This window comes from Caballeronia sp. RCC_10 (assembly GCF_041360715.1).
In the GTDB taxonomy this organism is placed as follows: Bacteria; Pseudomonadota; Gammaproteobacteria; order Burkholderiales; family Burkholderiaceae; genus Caballeronia; species Caballeronia grimmiae.
Genome location: NZ_JBFUPT010000012.1, coordinates 91,839 through 113,907 on the forward strand (window position 1 = coordinate 91,839; position 22,069 = coordinate 113,907).

Annotated in this window: 15 protein-coding genes; 12 read left to right on the forward strand and 3 right to left on the reverse strand. The window is 62.8% G+C overall.

Annotated elements, in window-relative coordinates:
- The first annotated feature begins 149 nt into the window (after positions 1-149).
- The 12 genes from AB6804_RS20795 (at position 150) to AB6804_RS20850 (ending at position 18,632) form a co-directional block, all read left to right on the forward strand.
- A complete protein-coding gene (locus AB6804_RS20795) occupies positions 150-3,074 on the forward strand; it encodes a bifunctional glycoside hydrolase 114/ polysaccharide deacetylase family protein (RefSeq protein WP_370888053.1) in 2,925 nt (974 codons plus the stop codon).
- On the forward strand, positions 3,049-6,852 hold the full coding sequence (locus tag AB6804_RS20800; RefSeq protein WP_370888054.1) for a tetratricopeptide repeat protein: 3,804 nt from the start codon (positions 3,049-3,051) through the stop codon (positions 6,850-6,852). The genes AB6804_RS20795 and AB6804_RS20800 overlap by 26 nt, the downstream gene beginning before the upstream one ends.
- A 51-nt stretch (positions 6,853-6,903) precedes the next feature.
- Positions 6,904-7,440 (forward strand): transporter, encoded by a 537-nt coding sequence (locus AB6804_RS20805; protein ID WP_035960236.1) that lies wholly within the window; start codon positions 6,904-6,906, stop codon positions 7,438-7,440.
- A 6-nt stretch (positions 7,441-7,446) separates the two neighbouring features.
- Positions 7,447-8,874 (forward strand): PelD GGDEF domain-containing protein, encoded by a 1,428-nt coding sequence (locus tag AB6804_RS20810; protein ID WP_370888055.1) that lies wholly within the window; start codon positions 7,447-7,449, stop codon positions 8,872-8,874.
- A gap of 7 nt (positions 8,875-8,881) precedes the next feature.
- Positions 8,882-9,916 (forward strand): hypothetical protein, encoded by a 1,035-nt coding sequence (locus AB6804_RS20815; protein WP_370888134.1) that lies wholly within the window; start codon positions 8,882-8,884, stop codon positions 9,914-9,916.
- On the forward strand, positions 9,913-11,484 hold the full coding sequence (gene pelF / locus AB6804_RS20820; protein ID WP_370888056.1) for a GT4 family glycosyltransferase PelF: 1,572 nt from the start codon (positions 9,913-9,915) through the stop codon (positions 11,482-11,484). The genes AB6804_RS20815 and pelF overlap by 4 nt, the downstream gene beginning before the upstream one ends.
- 19 nt (positions 11,485-11,503) lie before the next feature.
- Entirely contained in the window at positions 11,504-12,874 is a 1,371-nt protein-coding gene (gene pelG, locus AB6804_RS20825) for an exopolysaccharide Pel transporter PelG (RefSeq protein ID WP_370888057.1), read from the forward strand.
- 360 nt (positions 12,875-13,234) lie between these two features.
- Positions 13,235-14,554 (forward strand): tyrosinase family protein, encoded by a 1,320-nt coding sequence (locus tag AB6804_RS20830; protein WP_370888058.1) that lies wholly within the window; start codon positions 13,235-13,237, stop codon positions 14,552-14,554.
- 224 nt (positions 14,555-14,778) lie between these two features.
- Complete coding sequence (locus tag AB6804_RS20835; protein ID WP_370888059.1) at positions 14,779-15,792, forward strand: NAD(P)-dependent alcohol dehydrogenase; 1,014 nt, start codon at positions 14,779-14,781, stop codon at positions 15,790-15,792.
- Between the two features lie 68 nt (positions 15,793-15,860).
- Complete coding sequence (locus AB6804_RS20840; protein WP_370888060.1) at positions 15,861-16,151, forward strand: hypothetical protein; 291 nt, start codon at positions 15,861-15,863, stop codon at positions 16,149-16,151.
- 190 nt (positions 16,152-16,341) lie between these two features.
- Positions 16,342-18,012: an FAD-dependent oxidoreductase gene (locus AB6804_RS20845; protein ID WP_370888061.1), complete on the forward strand. Its 1,671-nt coding sequence runs from the start codon at positions 16,342-16,344 to the stop codon at positions 18,010-18,012.
- A gap of 53 nt (positions 18,013-18,065) precedes the next feature.
- Positions 18,066-18,632 carry a hypothetical protein gene (locus AB6804_RS20850; protein WP_370888062.1) on the forward strand — a complete coding sequence of 189 codons (567 nt, stop codon included), beginning with the start codon at positions 18,066-18,068 and terminating at the stop codon, positions 18,630-18,632.
- On the opposite strand, the gene AB6804_RS20855 is transcribed toward AB6804_RS20850, so the two are convergent.
- From AB6804_RS20855 to AB6804_RS20865, 3 genes are all read right to left on the reverse strand, one after another.
- Positions 18,629-18,934 carry a DUF4148 domain-containing protein gene (locus AB6804_RS20855; RefSeq protein WP_370888063.1) on the reverse strand — a complete coding sequence of 102 codons (306 nt, stop codon included), beginning with the start codon at positions 18,932-18,934 and terminating at the stop codon, positions 18,629-18,631. The genes AB6804_RS20850 and AB6804_RS20855 overlap by 4 nt on opposite strands.
- A 718-nt stretch (positions 18,935-19,652) precedes the next feature.
- Positions 19,653-20,489: an alpha/beta fold hydrolase gene (locus tag AB6804_RS20860; protein WP_370888064.1), complete on the reverse strand. Its 837-nt coding sequence runs from the start codon at positions 20,487-20,489 to the stop codon at positions 19,653-19,655.
- Positions 20,490-21,273: 784 nt separating this feature from the next.
- Positions 21,274-22,029: a FadR/GntR family transcriptional regulator gene (locus tag AB6804_RS20865; RefSeq protein ID WP_370888065.1), complete on the reverse strand. Its 756-nt coding sequence runs from the start codon at positions 22,027-22,029 to the stop codon at positions 21,274-21,276.
- Between the last annotated feature and the right edge of the window lie 40 nt (positions 22,030-22,069).

Consider the following 22,069-nt stretch of genomic DNA (forward strand, 5'->3'; position numbering starts at 1 on the left):
GCGCGGCGTCGCGAGCCGCGCGGATATCGCCTGTCCAACTTCAGCGAGCACGCCGCGAAGGCCCACGATATGAGACGACACGACATTCCAATCGCATCCGCCGCATCTCGCGCAGCCGACGCGCGCCGCGCCCGCGATCACGCTGCCTGATGCTCACGCTGTCACGCAGCATTGGAAGCACGCTCGCGTCGATATTCGCCGCAGCACTCGCGATGACGCTGCTTCCCGCACGCGCGGATGAACCCGCGCGCGACCCATCCATCGCGCTCTTCTACGGCGCGCCGGTGCCGGTCGGCCAGTTGTCGGCATTCGATACCGTCGTCGTCGAACCGGACAGCGGCTTCTCGCCGTCCGTGCACGCCGCCCAATCGGCGCAGTCGAAATGGTTCGCTTACGTGAGCGTCGGCGAAGTCACGCCCGTGCGTGCTTACTATAAGGACATGCCGCCCGCGTGGCTCAAGGGCAGCAATGCGGCGTGGGCGTCGCGCATCGTCGACCAGTCGGCGCCCGGATGGCCGCAATTCTTCGTCGAGCGTGTCATCACGCCGCTGTGGGAGCGCGGTTATCGCGGCTTCTTTCTGGATACACTGGACTCCTATCAAGCCATCGCCCGCACCGACGACGAACACGCGCAACAACAAGCCGGCGTCGTCGCGCTCATCCGCGCGATCAAGGCGCGCTATCCTGACGCGCGGCTCATCTTCAATCGCGGATTCGAACTGATGCCGCAGGTTCACGACCTCGCGTATGCGGTCGCGTTCGAGTCGCTGTATCGCGGATGGGATCAGGCGGCGAAGCGGTATGTCGCGGTATCGGAGACCGACCGCGAGTGGCTTCTCGGCCAGACGCGCACGCTGCGCGAACGTTACGGACTGCCGGTGCTGTCGATCGATTACTGCCCGCCCGCCGATCGTGAATGCACGCGCGATGCTGTCGACAAGATCACCGCGCAGGGCCTCATTCCATACGTGACGGACGGTGCGTTGCAAACCGTCGGGACCGGCCCCGCCCGCGCCGCGATGCTACCGGCTGCCAGTGCATCGCGCACGATTCTCGTCGTTCAGGACGTGACACCCGGCGCGGATCTCAACGTGACGCCGGGCGTGCGCTATGTGTCGATGCCGCTCAACTGGCTCGGCTATCGCGTGGAATTCGCGGACATTGCGAAGCCTTTGCCCAAAGGCGACTTGTCGAAGCGATATGCGGGCGTCGTCGTGTGGCTCGACTATCCGGTGCCTGACCCGTCGGCGTTTCGCGACTGGCTCGAAGCGCAGGTCGACAATCACACGCCCGTCGCGATGCTGACGACGTTCGGTGTCGACGTGAGCGGCGACCTTGCGCGCAAGCTCGACCTCGAACCCGTTGCAGGCCGCGCTGGCAAACGATTGCGTGTTGAATCGATGGATGCCTCGATGATGGGCTTCGAGATGCAGCCACAACCCGATCCGCACGATACGGCGAACGTCCGCGTCGGCGCGCGCAGCCATTCGCTGTTGCGGCTTGCATCGGCGGACGCGGGCAACGCCTTCACGATCGACGCCGCCGCGATCACCCCGTGGGGCGGCTACGCGATGCGCCCCTTCGCCGTCTTCGACATGCCGATGGCCAATCAGGCGCGTTGGGTTCTGCAACCGATCCGCTTCTTTCGCGCGGCGCTGCGCCTTCCCGAAGACATGCCCGCGCCCGATCCGACCACGGAAAACGGCCGGCGCTTGCTGATGACCCATATCGACGGCGATGGCCTCGCCTCGCGCGCGGAGTTCGACGTGAACGGCGGGACGATGAAGGTATCGACAAACGCATCGCCGCAGTATTCCGGCGACGCGCTCTACAACGTGATCCGACATTTCGGTCTACCAACTACTGTGTCTGTCATCGAGGGCGAGATATCGGATAACGGCCCCTACCCTAAAGACGCGCCACGCCTGCGTGCCATTGCGCGCGAGCTGTTTGCGTTGCCGAACGTCGAGATGGCGAGCCACACCTACACGCATCCGTTGCAGTGGATGCGCGTGACGGGCCTCGGCAAATCCAGCGGCGACGACACCGCCGAGGGCGCGAGCCGCGCGAACTACAACGGACTGTCGATCGCCATTCCCGGCTATCGCTACGACACCGATCGCGAAATCGAAGGCTCCATTCGCTACATCGACACGCTCGCGCCCGCCGGCAAGCGCGTGAAGATGTTGCTGTGGAGCGGCGACTGTCAGGTTCCGGCGAGCGTCATCCAGGCAGCGGACAAGGCGGGCGTCTACAACATGAACGGCGGCGACACGCTCATCACGAAGCGCTACCCGAGCTGGGCTGCGATTGCGCCGCTCGGCGTGAACAAGGATGGCTTCTTTCAGGTGTTCGCGCCGAACCAGAACGAAGAGCCGTACACGGACCTGTGGCATGGACCGTACTACGGCTACCAGCGCGTGCTCGAAACCTTCGACATGACGGAGACACCGATTCGCTTCAAGCCGGTCGATGTCTATTACCACATGTTTTCCGGCACCAAGTATGCATCGGTGAAGACCTTGTCGGAGGTGTATCGCGCACTGTCGGCGCAACCGCTGATGCCCGTCTACGCGTCAGAATATGCGCGCAAAGTGCAGGACTTCGAGCGCATGGACGTGTCGCGCGATGGCGACTTCTGGCGCATTCGCGGCAATGGCGATCTGCGCACCGTGCGGCTGCCGGAAGGCCGCGTGCCGGACCTTGCGAGCGCGGAAGGCGTCATCGGATATAAAGCGGGGCCGGGCGGCGTTTATGTCAGCCTGAGCGGCGCCGATGCGCGCTTTCGCATCGTCGATGCAGCGCATGCGGCAAAGCTGCCGTACCTCGCGGAAGCCAACGGCGCCGTCGATCGCTTCGCGCGCATCGCGCAGGGCTTTTCGTTCGAACTCGCGTCGCATGTCGCGCCGCACTTCGCCATCGGCGGCGAAGCGCGTGCGAATGCATGCGTCGTCAGGGCGAATGGCCGTACGCTTGCTCCCGCCATCGCGCAGGGACGTCGCGTGTATTCGCCGCCCGCGTCGAAGCGCAACGAATCGGATGCCGTCCATGTCGATGTCGTCTGCGCAAGCTGATCGCCAGCGGCTTTTCTCGCCCTTCGTCATCGCGGCTTTCGGGCTGCTGGTTGCGCTCATGCTCGTGCTCGCGTTTCCGCGCGAGCGCTTGCAAGAGCGGCTGCTGCAAGGCCGCGAAGCCGATACGCTGACCATTGCCTATCTCGAAGCGTGGCTGCGCATCGAACCCGATAACACCGACGTGCTGAATGAATTGACGCGCGAGTATCTGAAGGCACAGCGTGTTGCAGATGCAAAACGGATGCTCACGCGGCTGTCCGTTTCGAGCGATCCGCAGGCGCAGTTGCGGGCGCTGAAAGTGCGTATCGAGCTTGCCGAGACAGAGGCATATGCACTTGCGCCGGGCGATCCTGCACGCGCCGCGCGGCTTGCTCAGTTCGATGCGCTGCTCAGAGAGGCCATCGACAAGCCGTGGGATGCGGCCGAACTCGAAGCCTTCGCGGCGAAGGCGCGTGCATTGAACGACGGTGCGCTCGCCGGCCGATACTATGAACGGCTCGCGCGACTGAAGCCCGACGAAGCCTCGCGTTGGCTCGCGCAAAGCGCCCAGTTGAAGCTCGCTGCGGGCGATCACGCTGCCGCCGCCGATGCGTTCTTCGCAGCGCAGACGCATGCCGCGACACGCGACGACGAGCGTCGCCTGTTCCTCTCGGGCGTGCAGGCGTTGCAGGCCGGGAACCGTCTCGCCGATGCGCTCGCTGCCGCCGATGCGCACATCGGCTCCCTCGGGGGCGATCATGAAACGCTGCGCTATTTGACGCGGCTTGCGCTGGCCGCCGGGCGACCGGACATCGCGGGCCGCTATGCGAAGCGCCTGCTCGATATGTCGGCGCGCAAGAACGCGGCGCGATTGGCGTCGTTCGATGGCGCACGAACGCCACGCGCCGCGATCTGCGCCCGCGCGTGCATGCGCGGCTCGCCGGGACATGTCATCACGCGCATAGCGGATGCACAAGTGCCGCGCAACTTCCCCGATCCTGCCGACTACGAACTTGGCTTCAAAGTCTTTCTGGCGAATGGCGATCTCGCAGCCGCGCAACGCGTTGCACAAACGGCGGTCGATCGCGATCCCGCATCCATCGAATGGCGCGAACGCCTCGCGCAGGTCGCCGAATGGAACCATGCGCCGGACGTCGCGCTCGCCAACTATCTCGTGCTCGCCCGCATGCATGGCGACGACAAATACTGGAAACAAGTGGAGCGCTTCGCCCCTGCCCTTGGCGACATCGACGCAATGCTCGCCGCGGCCATCCACGAATCGGACCGCGCGCCCGGCGACATGAAGCAGCTCGATCGCGTCGTGAGCGCCTACGAAGCTCAGGCCGATCCCGATGCCGCGCTTCGCTTTCTGCAAGCGCGTGCAAAGGGTGCTTATCGCCGGCAAGTGCTTGAGCGTTACGCGAGCCTCGCCGAACGCAAGGGCGACGACGATCGCGCCATCGAAACATACGGACACCTGATGACCGAGTTTGGCCCCGATCCCGCCTACGCGCTCAAGCTAAGTCTCATGTACTACACGCGCGCTCGTTTCGATCGTTCTCTCGCCGTGCTGGATGCCGCTAAAAGCCACGCCAGCGCGGAGAACGGCGGCTTCTGGCGCTTCTACGCGATGATGGCGACGCTGCGCCAGCAAGACCAGAAGGCGCGCGAAGGCTACGACAGACTCGTCGAAGGCGGGCAGGCATCTGCCGACGATCTCACCGCGATGGTCTCGCTCTACGATGACGAGCCGCTCGAAGCGGGACGCATTGCCGAGTTCGCGTATCGCCGCACGGGCCGCGAGCCTCTGCTCGAACTGGCTATCTTCGACTACCTGCGCGCCCATGCGACTGCGCGCATCGGCGCATTGCTGGCCTCGCTCGATCCCGCCGCTCGTGAGCAAGCCGAGCACTCGCCGCGCTTCTTGCTGGCGCGTGCGCAGTATCTCCGGCGCGCGGGCGACCCGGACGGCGCACTCGCCGACACCCGCGCGGCGCTCGTCATTGCACCCGGCGATCAGGAAGCCCGCGCCGCGCTGATCTGGGCTCTGAACGAGCGCGGCAGCGATGCCGAACTGCGCGCCGCCCTCGCCCGCTACGCACGCTCCAGTGAACGCGACAGCGGGCTTTGGGCGCCGTATGCCGCCGCGTATTTGCGGCTCGGCAATGCGCGTGGCGCGCTGCACATGATGCACAAGCAGGCCGCGTCGCGCCGTGACGATCCGTTGTGGGCGCTTGGCTATGCGGATGCGCTGGAACTCAACGGGCGCATCGACGATGCATGGCGCGTGCGCAACGCAGTGTGGCGCAAGCAGATGGCGCTGCGTGCATCGGGCAAACAACCACTTGCCCTCGATGATGAGCAGCGCGACGACCTGCGCGGCCGCATGGTGGGCCTTACAGACCAGTTCGCTGGCGGCGACGCATCGCGACAAGTCTTGATCGAGTTGCTGAGGGAAGACGAAAACTCCATCGGTACGCCGAATCAAATGATCGCGGGCGACGACGCGTTGCAAGGCGCCGCGCGTCGCGAAGAGAACAAGCAGCGCCTCTATTCCGCCGTCGCCCGCGAAGCCGCTCTCGGCTGGCTGCAATCACACGAGGCCTACGACGCCGAAAGCCTGTGGCTCTTGCGCCAGTACATCGACAGTGCGACGCGCCCGGTCTACGCTGAAGTGACGATCGCGCTCGCCGAACACGATCGCGCGACGCTGAATCGCCTGCTCGATACCGAAGCTGACTGGATACCGCGCCAGAACCGGCTCGACGCCGAAGCCACGACAGGGCGCTTCGGCGACGTGCAAACGCACGCGTTCGAACAGCAGTTCACGCTGCCCGACGATGAAATCGTCAATCAGATACTGCGCGAGCAACTACTTCGCAACGCGCAAGCCATCGCGCCGCATTTCAGGGTCGTCGATCAGGGCGGACTGTCGTACACGGAAGCCGGCATCGGCGCAGGCCTGCGGCTGTCGCCGACGCAATCGCTCGCCCTTAGTTACGCCGAACGCAACCAGCACGGCGATAACACACTCGTCAACGTGCCGCGTCACGACCGCCAGTTGTTGCTCGCGTGGCGGCATCTTGGCCTCGACGACAGCGAGCGCGTGAGCATCGGCCGTCGCAATGCACTCGATGACTTCACGACGGCTCGCATCGACGGAACGCTTTTCGAACAACAAACGCTCAGCTTCAACTACGCGCTCGGCTTCAACCAGGCGGCGACGGAAACGAGCCAGTTGATCGTCGGGGGAATGAAGGATCTCGCGAGCGTGGGCTTCAATTATCGGCCGGACCCGCATGTGTTCGTCGGCGGGCGGGTGGAATACGACCGCTTTCATGGACAAGACCGGTCGTTTCTCGGCACGGGGACGGTGGTGGATTTCAACGCGGGCTACAAGCTGCGAGCGGATTATCCCGACTACACGATCCGCGCGGTCTTCACGCATGGACAGTACAGCGCGTCGGGCACTCCCGGCAGCCAGCTCGCGCGCCTGTTGCCCGCCGGCACGCCGCTGACTGCGAGCCAGTCCATGCCGCAGTCGTTCACGCAGGAAGGCGTGCTGTTTTCTTTCGGCGACGATCTGCCCGAAGGCTATACGCGCGGCTGGCGGCCATTCTTTGCTGCCGGGCCGATCCACGATTCCAACCAGGGCTGGACCGCGCAAGTGCGCGTGGGACTGGCGGGCAGCGTGCTCGGCAACGATCAGGCGCTCGTCTACTACGAGCATGCCGGCGCGACGGCCGGGCGCACGCAGGCGTTCACGGAATATGGCGTGCGCTATCGCTGGCTGTACTAGCGACGCCCGCCCTAACGATACATCGGACAACGAAGCAAGCGGAGAGGACATATGAGACTGCCACGACGACTGGAAGCCGCGTTATTGACCACATACGCGGTGCTTGCGCTCAATGCATGTGCAGTGATGGATCACAGTGACACCGCCGCCGCCGCGCTCGACAAGAACGCAAGCTGGACCGTGCTGCCGATCGCCAATCGCACGGAAACGCCGCAAGCGGGCTTGCGCGCGTCGGCGATTGCGCAAAGCCTGCTGACATCGAATGGAATACAGCTCACGCGATACCCCGACACCGGCGACGAAGAAACGCTCTTCGATACCGCGAAACCCGACGCGAATGCGAAGGCGCTCGCCTGGGCGCGCTCGCAGAACGTGCGTTACGCGCTGACCGGCACGGTCACGGAGTGGCGCTACAAAGTCGGCGTCGATGGCGAGCCGGCCGTGGGCCTCACCTTCGATGTCGTCGATGTCGCGAGCGGCAAGGTCGTCTGGAGCGCGGCGGGCAGCCGCACCGGATGGAGCCGCGATGCTCTTTCGGGCGTCGCACAGAAGCTCGAGAAGTCGCTTCTCGGCGCGTTGACGAAGTAAGCCGCCATGCCCGCAATCGAAGGTAGCGGCAAGAGGCAGGACGACGCCAATCCGCGACGCCAGCGCGCCGCGCAAAGCGGACAGTCCGTCGCCCGCGACATGCCTTGGGCGCGCGTGTTCGCGCCATCGGGCATCTCGCGCAGGCGGGCCGCGTTCATCGCGATGGAAGTCGTCGTCGCGACCATCGCGCTGCTCGTGGTTTGCTGGTTCGTCGACCCCGCCGACCCGCTGCTCTCGCGCACCGGCTTCGGCTGGGTCTGGCTCGTGCCTGTGGTCTTCGCGCTGCGCTACGGCACGCTCGCGGGCACGGGCAGCGCACTGTTGCTATTGCTCGCATGGCATGCGCCGCAGTGGGCCACCGGCACGCACGCGCACGCCGCATTTCCCGGCGGCTTCTTCTTCGGCGGATTCGTGCTGACCCTGCTATGCGGGCAATTCGGCGATATCTGGATCGGACGTCAGCGGCAGGCGCGCATTGCCAACGACTATCTCGCTGAACGGCTGTCGATACTCACGAAGAATCAGTTTCTGTTGCGCCTGTCGCATGAGCGGCTCGAACAGGACGTGCTTGCGCGCCCCGCGACCTTGCGCGATTCTCTCGCGCGCCTGCGTTCGCTCGCGCTCAACGACGAGGACGATGGCCCGCTGCAAGGCGCCGCGCGCTTTCTGAAGACGGCTGCGCAGGCGTGTCAGCTCGAAACGGCGAGCCTCTTTGCATGGACGGGAAGCACGGTCGCGACAACGCCGGTTGCAAGCGTCGGCGATCCCTTCGAACTCGACATGAGCGATCCGCTCGTCAGCGAGGCGCTGGACAAGCTCGTGCTGACGCATCCCGAATCGAATGCGACCGATGCCAGCACGCGTTATCGCGCGGTCGCGCCCTTGCTCGACGCCGCCGGGCGGCACGTCGCGCTGCTCGTCGTGGAACGCATGCCCTTTCTCGCGATGACCCGCGACAATCTCCAGTTCCTGCTCGTGCTATGCGGCTATTACGCCGACAGCGTGCGCCATGCGGATGTGAGCCGCTCGATCCTGCAAGCGTTCCCACGGTGTCCTTATGATTTCGCACTCGACTATGCCCGCCTCGTGCACTTGCTGCGCGATACGGGTGTGGAGTCGTCGCTCGTCGCGCTCGTCTTCGATACGAGCGAGTTCGGCGCATCGCTGCATGAACACGTGCTGCGTCTGCGACGCTCGCTCGATGCGCAGTGGCCGATCATCACACCGGCGCGTCGCGTCGTGCTCACACTGATGCCGCTTTCGGGCGAAAGCGCGGTGGCGGGCTATCTGCTGCGCATCGAAGAGAATCTGCGCGCGCAGTTTGGCGCGGACTTCGAATCGGCTCACGTCGCGACGCACGCAATGCGCCTTTCCGCCGATTCGCCCGTGGAAGGCCTGCATCACTTTCTGAGGCTGTGTCATGTCGAAGACTGAGCGCGCGATGCATCGCACGATTCTGGCGCTGGCGTGGCTGTCGGCGATCTGTGGCGTCGTCGTGCAGGCCCACGTTTTCGTACTCGCTGCGCAAGGCGGGCCGCCAACGCGCGTGCTGCTCATGTGCCTCGCGCTGCAATGCGTCGCTGCTGCGCTGATCGCGTTTGCGTGCTGGCGGACCCTGCCGCAGCGATATCGCTCGAAAGGGGCATGGTGCTATCTGTGGCTGCTGAATTTCGCGGTACCGGCGGGCGGCGCGCTGGTTTCCGTGGGCGCAATGATCGTGGCGCTTGCGTTGCCGCGTCGCGTGCAGGCTCGCCATATTGCTTACGTCGAAGAACCGGAGTTCGCGACGCATTTGATTCCGCATGTTTCATATGGACGGGGCGCGCGCCTGAAGGCCGAGTTACAGAACGCAGAAGCGGTCACATCTCTGCGCATGACCGCCTTGCTCGCGATGCAGTCGATGCCCGCGCATACCATCAGTCCGCTATTGCGCGGCATGCTCGCCGATCCGCTCGACGATATCCGCCTGCTCGCCTACGGCATGCTCGACAGCCAGGAGAAGCAGCTTACGCAGCGCATCCTCGCGCAACGCCCGAAACTCGCGATGCAGCTTGAGCCGCGCGAGCGTTATGAGGTCAACAAGACGCTCGCCGAACTCTATGGCGAGCTCATCTATGCGCATCTCGTTCAGGGCGACGTCTATCGGAACGCAGCCGATCAGGCCGATGCCTACGCCGCCGCTGCACTCGATATCGAGCCCTCCGACGCCGCGTTGTGGCGCATGCGCGGACGGCTCGCGCTGGACCGCGGCGATCTCGATGCCGCCGACAGCCTGCTTGAACGCGCGATCGAACAGGGCTTCGCACGCGATCGCATGCTGCCCTATCTCGCGGAAGCCGCCTATTTACGCGGCGATTTCGCGCGGGTGAAAACGCTGCTCGGACAAATGAGCCAGTCCGCGATCCTGCCCGTCATGAAACCCGTGCTCGAGTATTGGCGCGGCTCGCTCGCCACTCTTCGCAAAGGCTCGACATGAACACCGTTGCCCTTCCCGATGCAGCGTCCGTGCAGACCTGGCCTGCGCTCAGCACTGCGTTACCCAAAGCCACGCGCGCGGATGTCGTTCTGCTCCTCGAAGGGACGTTCCCGTATGTAAGCGGTGGCGTATCGAGCTGGGTCAATCAGATGATCCGCGCGTTTCCCGATCTCACGTTCGCGCTCTGCTTTCTCGGCAGCCGTCCGCAGGATTACCCGAAGGCATCGTATGCATTGCCGCCCAACGCCGTGCACCAGGAAAATCACTTCCTGTACGACTTCGAAGCCGCGCCCGAAGCCGAGAAACGCCGTGGGGATCGCGCGGCCTTTGCGCAATCGGCGGAACTGCACGAAGCCATGCGCAATCCGGCGATGCGTGCCGCCGCCGGTTCGATGCTGCGCGACCTGCTCGAGGACCTCGCCCCCGATGGCCGCCTGTCGGAGAGCGAATTTCTCTATTCACACGAGGCCTGGAAGACCATTACGGAGCAGTATCGGGAGCGCTGCACGGATCCTTCCTTCGTCGATTACTTCTGGACCGTACGCGTGATGCACAAGCCCTTGTGGCTGCTCGCACGCATCGCCAATGGCTTGCCTGATGCCGGTGTCTATCACACGGTTTCGACGGGATATGCGGGGTTTCTCGGCGCGCTCGCGCACTTTCGTACCGGCCGGCCTCTGCTCGTTTCGGAACACGGCATCTATACGAAGGAACGCAAGATCGACCTGTTCCAGAGCCAGTGGATACGCGACAACCGCAGCATCTTCGAGCGCGACGTATCGCAGGTCGGTTACTTCCGCGATCTATGGGTGCGCTTCTTCGAGACGCTCGGGCGCGTCTGCTACGACGCAGCCGCCGACATCATTGCGCTCTATGAAGGCAACCGTCAGCGACAGGTCGCCGATGGCGCGCCGCCGCAAAAGACCGCGAGCATACCGAATGGCGTCGACTTGCCGAAGCTTTCGGCGCTGCGTGACAAGCGTGCGCCCGGCGTGCCGAAGACGCTGTGCCTGATTGGCCGCGTCGTCCCGATCAAGGACATCAAGACCTTCATTCGCGCGATGCTGACAGTCGTGCGCAAGGAGCCCGATGCCGAGGCATGGATTGCGGGACCAGAGGACGAGGACCCGGAATACGCACGGGAATGTCGCAGTCTCGTGGAAAGTCTCGGGCTCGAAGGCAAGGTCAAGTTCCTCGGCTTTCAGAGGATCGACGAGTTGCTTCCGAAATGCGGCGTTCTCGTGCTTAGTTCGATATCCGAAGCATTGCCGCTCGTGGTACTGGAGGGCTTTGCAGCAGGCGTGCCTTCCGTGACGACCGATGTCGGCTCGTGCCGTCAGTTGATCTACGGCTTGCCCGGCGATGATGCGGCGCTAGGTGCGGCAGGCCGCGTCGTGCAGATTGCCGACCCGCGCGCACTCGCTGATGCCGCGCTGGAGCTGCTGAAAGAAGACAACTGGCGCGCGGCGCAGGCGGCGGGCATCGCGCGCGTCGAACGCTTCTATACGCAAGAACGCATGGTAGGCGCATATCGCACGCTATACGAGCGGCTTATCGGCCACGCATAACGACTACACGGGAATCGTCATGGCGGGAATCGGCTTCGAATTGCGCAAGATGCTCCGGCGCGACACGCTCGTCGGACTGATGCAGGCGTATGCATATGCGGGACTCATCAGCGCGGGGCCGTGGATTCTGTCGATCATCGGCATGCTGCTGATCGGCATTCTGAGCCTGCCGTTCGTGCTGCCGTCCGGGCTCATCACGCAGTTTCAGGTATCGGTGACGTATCTGATCTCGCTGTCGCTCGTGCTGACCGGGCCGCTTCAACTCGGCTTCACGCGTTTCACGTCCGACCGCCTGTTCGAGAAACGCGGCGACATGGTGCTTCCGAACTATCACGGCGCGGCGCTCGTTGCGACCATCGCCGCGATCGTGCTCGGCGGACTCGCGGTGGTGTTTCTATTCCCCGGGCAGACGGCGGCGTATCGGCTATTGATGCTCGCGGGCTTCGTCGTCATGTGCAACATCTGGCTCGCTACGATCTTCTTGTCGGGCATGAAGCAATATACGTCGATACTGTGGGTGTTTTTTATCGGCTACACGCTGACGGCGGGTGCGGCCATCACGCTCAATATCTTCGGATTGACGGGACTGCTCGGCGGGTTCGTATTCGGGCAGACCGTGCTTCTAGCGGGCCTGCTGACGCTGATCTATCGCGACTACACGAGCGATCGCTTCATCTCTTTTGAATTCTTCTCGAAGCGCTACCGTTACCCGACTCTGATGGCGACGGGCTTTCTCTACAACCTCGCGATCTGGGTCGACAAGTTCATGTTCTGGTATGCGCCGGGGACCGGGCAGGATGTGATCGGACCGTTGCGCGCGTCGATCATCTACGACATTCCCGTCTTTCTGGCCTATCTTGCGATCATTCCGGGCATGGCAGTGTTCTTGATGCGTATCGAGACCGACTTCGTCGAGTACTACGACGCCTTCTATGGCGCGGTGCGGGAAGGCGCGTCGCTGCAGCATATCGAACGCATGCGCAACGCGATGGTCGAGGCGCTGCGCAACGGACTCTATGAAATCGTGAAAGTGCAGGCGACCGCTGCGTTGTTGCTTTTCGCGATCAGCGCGGCGCTGCTCGGATGGCTGCGCATTTCGGCGCTCTATTCGCCGCTGCTGTATATCGATGTGATCGCCGCGAGTTTGCAAGTGCTGTTCATGGGCGTGATCAACGTGTTCTTCTATCTCGACAAACGGCGTGTGGTGCTCGCGCTCGTCGGCCTGTTCGTCATATCGAATGTCGCGCTGACGGGGGTGACCCTCGCGGCCAATCCTGGCTGGTACGGGTATGGCTTCGCGGCGTCGCTGCTGCTGGTGCTGCTCGTCAGTCTCGTGTGGCTCGATCGCAAGCTGGAGATGCTCGAGTACGAGACGTTCATGATTCAGTAGATGAAGCTTTACAACGGCGCACACATGCCTTAGTAGGGGGCTTGATGCGTCATGCAAGCTTGTATGTTCGTTACCGAACATTCTCTTCGTTCGCGATTCTAATTACCGGATTGAATGTTTCCGCACGTGATCCATACTTCTTTTGCCCACTGTGGAGGGCGAATCCGTTGCAGGGTCCTTGCGGCAGTGCGGCGGAAGCCAGACGCTCGCTTTATTTGGGCTTTCCACGTTCAAGAGGTTCCGTATGGACTCCAATTCGATCAAGCGGCGCACGTTCGTCAAAGGAACGGCGTCGGCACTCGCGCTCTTATCCCTGCCCAAACTGAGCGTGGCGGTGACGCCCCCGGTTATAAGGCTCGAATGGCAAGCATTCAAATCGACGCCTTATTACGCACCTTTCCTCAATGCCGTTGGAACGATGCAAGCAAGCCGGCATCGTGGCAATACTGGGTGAATGTCCATCGCAACTATTGTCCGCATAGCGAGCCGTACTTTCTCGCGTGGCATCGCGGCTATATGTATTGCATCGAGCAGCAGTTGAGAACGATTTCAGGCCAAAATGGCCTCACTCTGCCGTATTGGGATTACTACACTTATCCCGTCATTCCTTCCGAATTCACCGATTCCGCGAGCGACAATCCGCTGTACGTCTCGCGCGTGAATAGCAACGTCTATCAGGCGCTCGATCTGAGTCCGTTCGCCTCGACCGTGGTCAATATGCAGCGGGGCACGAGAAACGCATTCGAAACGAAGTTCGAAAATGCACCGCACAATCCGGTGCACGACATTATCGGCGGCAATATGGGCAACATTATGACGGCGCCCATCGATCCGATTTTCTATTTGCATCACTGCAACATTGACCGCCTCTGGAGCGCATGGGAGCTGCGCGCGACGAGCAAAGTGCCCGCTGCCAGCAACAGCTACTGGAGCGGCAGTTTTACGTATGCAAATGGCCTTACCATGGCTAAATCGAAGACGCGGACGGTGGCCGGCCTAGGTTATGCCTATTCCAACAACACCATGCCGGTCGCGTTGCCGCCGCAAGCGCAGCGTGGAGGGATCGTGCGAGTACAGGCGCAGGTATCGGCGATTCACGCACGGCCGCAAGCCGGCAGGTTCACGGCAAGCCCGGGCCGCAGCATCTCGGCGACGCGACGATCATTAGGCGGCGTCAGAGGCGTCGGACTGGGCAATGCCTCGCTGAGCGCGGCCATTCCGCTCGCAGCCACGAGCGCGACCGCGCTGAAGGACGTGCTTGCGTCGTCACCCGCGGCGAGTCTCGACGAATCATCGCAAGCGCCGCAGGCAGTGGCCCCCGGCAAGGCATCGTTCCGTCATGTGAAGCTCGTGCTCGACGGCCTCGCGATAACAGCTGAGGGTCAAAACGGCGGATTCTTCTACAACGTCTATCTCAATCTGCCCGCCGCCGGCGACATCGATGCGGTGAAGAGCGACCATTTCGTCGGAACGGTCGGCGCGTTCGAAATATCTACGGCCACGCATCACGGGATGAAGATGCTTTCCTACGATGTGACGGAGCAACTGGCGCGGCTCGGCATCGGCAATGCGAGCGAGATGGTCGTGTCGTTCGTGCGCGTGAGCGGGCTAAACGCGCCGAAGGGCAACGTCGTGTCCGTCGACGAGTTGCGCGTCGAACTCGGCACCGACGCGCCTTGAATTTCGAGTGCAATCTCCTACGACGCGGCGCTCGGCCGGGCCGCGTCGCCTCTCGCCCGCCCGTAGTTTATCCACGAATCGATCGACGAAATGGCCCGCTCGCGCGTCTGGATCGCGCAGGGCATCGGTCAGGTCCGCCAGTTGCACGGCACGCGGCGTTTGCATGATGCATGCAAAATGCACATCTACCGATACGTTGCCGCTACCGGCAAAGGAGAACCTCGATGAAGGCATTCGCTATCCGCGCGCCCGGCGGACTGGACAAGCTCGAAATCCGCGACATTCCGGATCCCGGACAACCGGGACCGGGACAGATTCGCGTTGCACTGCACGCCACGTCGCTCAATTTCCATGACCTGCTGGTCGTGAACGGCACGAGTCCGACAGCCGATGGCCGCGTGCCGATGTCAGACGGTGCGGGTGTCGTCGAAGCGGTCGGCGATGGCGTCACCGAGTTCGCAGTCGGCGATCACGTCGTGTCCTGCTTCTTTCCGCAATGGAGCGACGGCCTGCCGCAATCCGAAGTCGGCAACTTCGCGGGCACGCCGGGCGATGGCATCGACGGCATGGCGGCGATGCATGTCGTGCGCGCAGCCACCGCCTTCACACACGCGCCGCGCGGCTGGAGCCATGCTGAAGCAGCCACGATCACCACAGCGGGCCTGACCGCGTGGCGCGCGCTCGTGGTGGATGGTGGCCTCAAGGCGGGCGATACGGTGCTCGTGCTCGGCACCGGAGGGGTATCGATTGCGGCGCTGCAAATCGCGAAGACGATGGGCGCGCAAGTCATCGTTACGTCTTCGTCGGACGAGAAGCTCGCGCGGGCGACGGCGCTCGGAGCCGATCATGCCGTCAACTACCGAACGCACGAGAAATGGGGCGCACTGGTGCGCGAGCTCACCGATGGGCGCGGCGTCGATCACGTGATCGAGGTCGGCGGGCCCGGCACGCTCGCCCAGTCGATCGAAGCCGTGCGCGTCGGCGGGCATATCGCGCTGATCGGCGTGCTGACAGGGCGCGAAGGCATGGTGCCGACGTCTCTATTAATGGCGCGTCAGGCGAAGCTGCAAGGGCTGATCGTCGGTAGCCGGCGGCATCAACAGGAATATGTGCGCGCGCTGGAGCTGAACGGCGTGCGTCCCGTCATCGATCGAACCTTTGCTTTCGACGCCCTCCCCGATGCGTTCCGGCATCAGCAGAGCGGCGCGCACTTCGGAAAGATTTGCGTCGAGTGGTAACGCTCAGCCGTGGCGTTGGGCGGCATGCGCATTGCAGACATGGTGCGTCGACATAACAGGAGTCACCCATGATGATCCAGCGCACGCGTAGCTTTGCATTAATGCTGTCGGTTGCCGGCGCCGCTGCAATCGCAGCGCCCTCTTACGCCACCGAAGCCGCCGCACCGGGCAATCAGCAGCGCAACGAAGGAGTGGGCGTGCGCGGCGGGCAATCGGCCCACAGCGCTCAGAGCGGTCAAGGCGCGAGTCCGCAGGGCGGCCAGGGCGCGGCAACGCAGATGGGCACGCCGCCGCGTCAACTGAAGCGTGAGGAAGAAGCGCGTCAGCGCGGACAGGCATCGGGAGCAGCGGGGAAATAGCCAAGCGTTCGCGCGTAGCCGGCCTCGCGACATTGCTTTCAACGTCGCGACGTCGGTAATTTCACATCCATTACATTTCACTCGCCGCTCTCCTATGATGAGGAAGCGCGCCCGTTGCAACGACGATTGAATCAACGGCTTCACATCGCATCACGCGCGCTGTTTCATCCATCAGCGGAGGACGGCCTCGATGAGCACGCGTTCGACTGAAAGCGAAGACGCCAGCGCGCGTGATCACCCGCGCTATGCGCAGATGTTTCCGGTGCTCCCCGCAGCCGACGTCGAACGCCTGCGCCGTTTCGGTGCCATCGTGCATTACGGCAAGGGCGCGTTCCTGTATCGCGCAGGCGGCCTCTGCCCTGGCGTGTTCGTGCTGTTGTCGGGCAAGGTGCGAATCGTCGCGCGCGAAGGGTTGCTGCGTGAACGCGTGATCCACACTTATACGCAACCCGGCGAGTTCACGTCGGACGTTGCGCAGCTTTCGAACAAGCCCGCCGTGGTCGATGCACACGTGATCGAAGACGTCGACGCGATACTGCTGCGCCCCGACGCGCTCAGAGCCGTGATGGTCGCCGAAGCCGATCTCGGCGAACGCATCATGCGTGCACTGATCCTGCGCCGCGTGCTCGTTTTCGAGCGAGGCCACGGCGTCGTGCTGGTGGGCGCATCGGGCAATGCGCGGCTGCGGGCCTTGCAAAACTTCCTCAACCGGAATGTCTTTCCGAGCGTCACGCTGGATGCCGACAAGAACGCCGAAGCGCTCGCGCTACTCGAACGTCTCACGCCGCAGCCCGACGATTTTCCGCTCGTCGTATGCCCGAGCGGGACGGTATTACGCAATCCGGATGAAGGGCAACTCGCGTCGTGCCTCGGCCTCGTGCCTGAATTCGACCCGGCACACGTCTACGATGCGTTGATCGTCGGCGCGGGACCAGCGGGGCTCGCCGCAGCCGTCTATGCGGCCTCCGAAGGATTGTCGGTCGCGGGCATCGATTGCCGCGCGCCGGGCGGACAGGCGGGCAGCAGTTCGCGCATCGAAAACTATCTCGGCTTTCCGACCGGCATCACGGGACTTGCGCTCGCGGGACGCGCGTTCGTGCAGGCGCAGAAATTCGGCGCGCATATCGGCATTCCGTGCGAAGCCAAAGCGCTGCATTGCGGTGCCGACGCGCTCGCCGTCGAACTCTGCGATGGCCGGCGTATCGCCGCGCGCACGGTCGTCGTTGCGAGCGGTGCGGATTATCGTCGTCCGGACGTCGACGGTCTCGCGCGTTTCGAAGGCAGCGGCGTTTATTACTGGGCCACGCCGATCGAAGCGAGGCTGTGTCGCAAGGAGCCAGTCGCGCTCGTCGGCGGCGGTAACTCAGCGGGACAGGCCGTCGTCTTTCTCGCTTCGCACGCGGAGCATGTGCATATGTTCTTTCGCGGTCCGAGCTTGAAGCAGAGCATGTCGCACTATCTGATCGAGCGGATCGCGGGCTTGCATAACGTGACGCTGCATGCAGGCACGGCGCTGACTTCGCTGCAGGGCAATGCGCGTCTCGAATGCGTGCGTTATCGCAACAGCGACGGCATCGAATGCGCGCTCGATACGCATCATCTCTTTGTCTTTATCGGCGCGCAGCCGCGAGCGGGCTGGCTGAAGGAATGCGGCGTCGCGCTCGACGCGAAAGGCTTCGTGCTGACGGGCGCAGACGTTCCCGGCAGCGATCCCCGTGCGATGTCGCTTCAAACGAGCATGCCGGGCGTCTATGCAATCGGCGACGTGCGCTCGGGTTCAATCAAGCGCGTGGCGTCGGCGGTTGGCGAAGGCGCGGCCGTCGTCGCGCAGATTCATGCTTATCTCGCGGTGAATGCCTGAGCGCGTTCTTATGGCGCGAATTCATAGGCATGTCACGTGCTGTGTCTCGCGGCATGAAAATCGTATGCATCGCCTGGGGCTCCATGCTATGGAATCTGAAAGGCTTTCCAATCGAAGGGGAATGGCGCGAGGGCGGTCCTTCGATACCCCTTGAATTCGCGCGGCATTCCGATGGCGAGATCGCGAGTCTCGTCGTCCTTGCGTCCGGTCCCGTATCGACGACTTATTGGGCTCCCGTTGCAGTGGACTCACTCGATGCCGCTCGCGAAGCGTTGCGTAAGCGCGAAGACGTACGCATCAACGAAAGAGAATGGATCGGCAGCGTTCCGCGACCGGCGGGCATCGACTATCCGCAATCTCACGCATTCGCTGAGTGGCTTGCGCGCAATGGCGCGGACGCTGTCGTCTGGACCGCGCTCCCTCCAAAGTCGCACGATCGCAATGGCCGCATGCCAAGCGTCGACGAAGCAATCACCTACATGAACTCACTCAACGATGAGGATCGCGGCCGTGCTGAAGCCTATATTCGGCAATCTCCACCGCTAATTCGTACTCCCTTTCGCGAGCGCTTCGAAAGCGTATTCGGATGGACGCCGGTGAATTCAGGCGATCAGTTTTAGCGTGAGTTTCCGCTTGCGTCGGCTGTAGCGCACGTATCGACGCCTTCGAGTCCGCGCGCGCGTTTCGCTGCTTCTAGACGCGCCTGTGCCGCCTGCAGGTTACGCGGATAGTAAAAGTCCTCCTGCCACGGTCGATACCCCACGCTTTCCAGCTCGCGTAACTCACACAACTGATGCGCGCGGGTCGGCGACACTTGTGACGATGACTGTCCAGTCGACTGGCAAGCGGCCAAAGTCAATGCGACGACGAGTGCAAGCGCGACCTCTGCGCGCGACTGGCTATGGTCAACGCTATCAGGCATGGCGAATGCTCCTTTTCTCTCGACTTAATGTCCGCGATAAGTACCCGTTCTCAACGTACGCGGTCCAAGTCAGTAACCAGGGCTATAAATTACGTTGCAGTCGAGGTAACGATCATGGTCATCAACTGCGCCCATTGCGGCAAGCTTTATTTCGTGGATAGCCAGGACAGAGCACTCAAGGCGTGTCCGGTTTGCGGTGCGGAAGACGCAGAGCAATTAGCGACGACGATTATATTCGCGCAAGCAACGAGCGATCCGCCACCCGTTCTTAGTCAGAGGCAGGATGTTCATCGAACGCATTCCTGATTCGACAGCACGCAGCCGCTCAAGCGACACGTCACACGAATTCCGAGCACGTTTCAAACAAAACCTCTCTTACCCACGCATGTTCTGGCGAACGATGCGTGCGCTCGCGCGACGCGACGGTCTAGACAACCGGGTATCTTGATGGGAGCTTCGACGATCACGAGTCCATCGCCGGGACGGACGAGCCGGCGCGGCACCAGCGTGATCAAGTCGCGGCACACGAGAATGCGAGGCAGCAGGAGGAAGCTCGTCACCGACAACACGCCGCGGCGCGCGCGCCCAAGTCTGGCGAGGGCCTGGGCGAGCGTACCCAATAGATGACATGCGAGCCGCTTTATTTCACCGCACTTAATGACGCTGCCCAGTGGGGCACTCGCGGAAACGTACTAAGCATTCCCGCGAGTGAAAGAGCTTATGACTGCACGAATGCGAGCAGGTCGGCGTTGAGGATTTCGGCATTGGTCGTCAACATGCCGTGCGGGAAACCCGGGTAGGTCTTGAGCGTTCCGTTCTGGAGCAGCTTGACCGACTTCAGCGCTGCATCGGCGATCGGCACGATCTGGTCATCTTCGCCATGGAGAACAAGCGTCGGCACCTTGATCGACCGGAGATCTTCGGTCTGGTCAGTTTCCGAGAATGCTTTGATGCCCTCGTAATGGGCCTTGGCGCTACCCATCATGCCCTGCCGCCACCAGTTCTGAATGACGCCCTGTTGCACCGTCGCACCGGTACGGTTGAAGCCATAGAAAGGACCGGCCGGAACATCGACAAAGAATTGCGCGCGGTTGTCGGCAAGCGCTTTACGAAAACCGTCGAAGACTTCAATGGGCAGCCCTTCGGGATTCGCTTCGGTTTTGAGCATCAGCGGAGGCACTGCGCTGACGAGCACTGCTTTCGCAACGCGCCCTGCCGGTTCGCCGTGCTTTGCCACATAGCGTGCTACTTCGCCGCCGCCGGTCGAATGGCCGATATGCACTGCATTGCGCAGATCCAGTGCTTCGGCGACAGCGAAGGCGTCCGCTGCGTAGTGGTCCATGTCGTGCCCGTCGGAGACTTGCGACGAGCGGCCATGGCCGCGTCGATCGTGCGCAATCACGCGATATCCTTTCTGCACGAAGAAGAGCATTTGTGCGTCCCAATCGTCAGAGGACAACGGCCAGCCGTGGTGAAACACGATGGGCTGTGCGTCTTTCGGGCCCCAGTCTTTATAGAAAATCTCGACGTTGTCCTGCGTGGTGACGTACGGCATGGTGCTTCTCCTTTTTCGACGTTATCGGGCAATAGCCGGGCATCAATCATCCGGCGCGATTGTTACAAACGCCACCGTGGTGGCAGAAGACATCAATGGCAAAGTGCGGAAAGCGACGAGAAGAATACGGGCGTCATAATTCTGGCGGAAGTGCGCCAGATGGAACGTAACGTTGCGCGGGTAGGATGCTGAGTGAGTTTAGTCGGTCGGCTGGGCAGATAAGTACGTTATGCGCTCGTGCTCATTCTTTGGGACGCGCAGCGGTGTTGATGCGCAGACGTGCTTCGTTGCGGGCGCTTGCTTGGCAACTCGACACTGTATGGTTTGCCGGCTTGGTGCAAGTTTGTGGCGTCGTTCGATTGTGAAGCGGCTTGAGGTCGGCCGACCTGCTTGCTGTCGACGCGCACGGCTCTGGCTCGAAAACGCTGTCGCGTCGCAGCGCCTGGAAAATCGCGCTCGAGTGCGTTTGCCGCTGTTGCATCCGCGCTCGGAATCTGCTGTCGCTAGCGCACTACTTCAACGCAGAGCTTCTTCTTTAGCTCGCGCAGTAATGAAGTGCTTTTGGAAGAACCGCTGTGAGTCGTATAGGCGTGCGGACATCTGCCGCTTGCGCGTTCAGATGGGCTTTGGTGGATGCGGCATGAGAGCTCGACCTACCGCCGAATGTTGAATATACGAGCGAAGATGAGTCGGCACTCCGGCCGCCATTTTGAATGCTGCATGCCGCATGCCGCATGCGATTCGCATAGCAAGCACCCCGCCTTACCGACGGAGCACCGCTGCCCTAGCTCCCATCCGAGACCTTAAGCGACGCCTCTTGAGCCCGCCGCAGCCGCTCCCGGCTGTTCGACAGATGCATACGCATCGCTGCGCGGGCCGCCTCCGCGTCCCGGCGGGCGATTGCATCGTAGATATCCTCGTGCTCGCGATTGACGCGATCGAGATAGCTACCCGGATCGTGATGCGCAAGCGCGGCCGAATTGACTCGCGTGCGCGGAATGATGGTGTTGCCGAGCTGGCTCAGGATGCTATGGAAGTAGCGATTGCCGGTCGCTTTCGCCAGTTCGAGATGGAACGCGACGTCGGCTGCGACTGCGTTGCCGGTGCCTTCCGCGATGTGCCGTTCGAACTCATCCAGCGCGCGGCGCATCTGCGCGAGGTTTTCGTCGGTGCGACGCATTGCGGCAAGACCCGCCGCCTCGGCTTCGAGGCTAATGCGTAACTCGAGAATCGCCATCACGTCGCGTACGGTCAGGTCACCGGCAGCCTCGATCTGGAACCGGTCGTGATCCCCCGCTTCGAGCACGAAAGTCCCGATGCCATGACGCGTCTGCACCAGCCGCGCCGCCTGCAATCGGGAAATGGACTCGCGCACGACGGTGCGGCTCACGCCGAGTTGCGCCATGATTTCCGACTCGGTCGGCAGCTTGTCTCCGGGCTGCAGCGCCCCGCTGCGAATGCGCTCGGACAACTCGGCGACGACTTCCTCGGTGAGGTTGCGGGAACGGCGAAGCGCGCCGGGTGCGGGTGGTTGTGACATGAAAGAGCCGGATTCGAATGCGGATGGCCCATTATAGGGC

Coding starts and splice junctions, on each gene's coding strand:
- AB6804_RS20865 (WP_370888065.1), bottom strand. CDS start 22,029: ATGTCACAACCACCCGCACCCGGCGCGCTTCGCCGTTCCCGCAACCTC.
- AB6804_RS20795 (WP_370888053.1), top strand. CDS start 150: ATGCTCACGCTGTCACGCAGCATTGGAAGCACGCTCGCGTCGATATTC.
- AB6804_RS20830 (WP_370888058.1), top strand. CDS start 13,235: ATGGCAAGCATTCAAATCGACGCCTTATTACGCACCTTTCCTCAATGC.
- AB6804_RS20850 (WP_370888062.1), top strand. CDS start 18,066: ATGAAAATCGTATGCATCGCCTGGGGCTCCATGCTATGGAATCTGAAA.
- AB6804_RS20845 (WP_370888061.1), top strand. CDS start 16,342: ATGAGCACGCGTTCGACTGAAAGCGAAGACGCCAGCGCGCGTGATCAC.
- AB6804_RS20805 (WP_035960236.1), top strand. CDS start 6,904: ATGAGACTGCCACGACGACTGGAAGCCGCGTTATTGACCACATACGCG.
- AB6804_RS20810 (WP_370888055.1), top strand. CDS start 7,447: ATGCCCGCAATCGAAGGTAGCGGCAAGAGGCAGGACGACGCCAATCCG.
- AB6804_RS20860 (WP_370888064.1), bottom strand. CDS start 20,489: ATGCCGTACGTCACCACGCAGGACAACGTCGAGATTTTCTATAAAGAC.
- pelG (WP_370888057.1), top strand. CDS start 11,504: ATGGCGGGAATCGGCTTCGAATTGCGCAAGATGCTCCGGCGCGACACG.
- AB6804_RS20855 (WP_370888063.1), bottom strand. CDS start 18,934: ATGCCTGATAGCGTTGACCATAGCCAGTCGCGCGCAGAGGTCGCGCTT.
- AB6804_RS20815 (WP_370888134.1), top strand. CDS start 8,882: ATGCATCGCACGATTCTGGCGCTGGCGTGGCTGTCGGCGATCTGTGGC.
- pelF (WP_370888056.1), top strand. CDS start 9,913: ATGAACACCGTTGCCCTTCCCGATGCAGCGTCCGTGCAGACCTGGCCT.
- AB6804_RS20800 (WP_370888054.1), top strand. CDS start 3,049: ATGTCGATGTCGTCTGCGCAAGCTGATCGCCAGCGGCTTTTCTCGCCC.
- AB6804_RS20840 (WP_370888060.1), top strand. CDS start 15,861: ATGATGATCCAGCGCACGCGTAGCTTTGCATTAATGCTGTCGGTTGCC.
- AB6804_RS20835 (WP_370888059.1), top strand. CDS start 14,779: ATGAAGGCATTCGCTATCCGCGCGCCCGGCGGACTGGACAAGCTCGAA.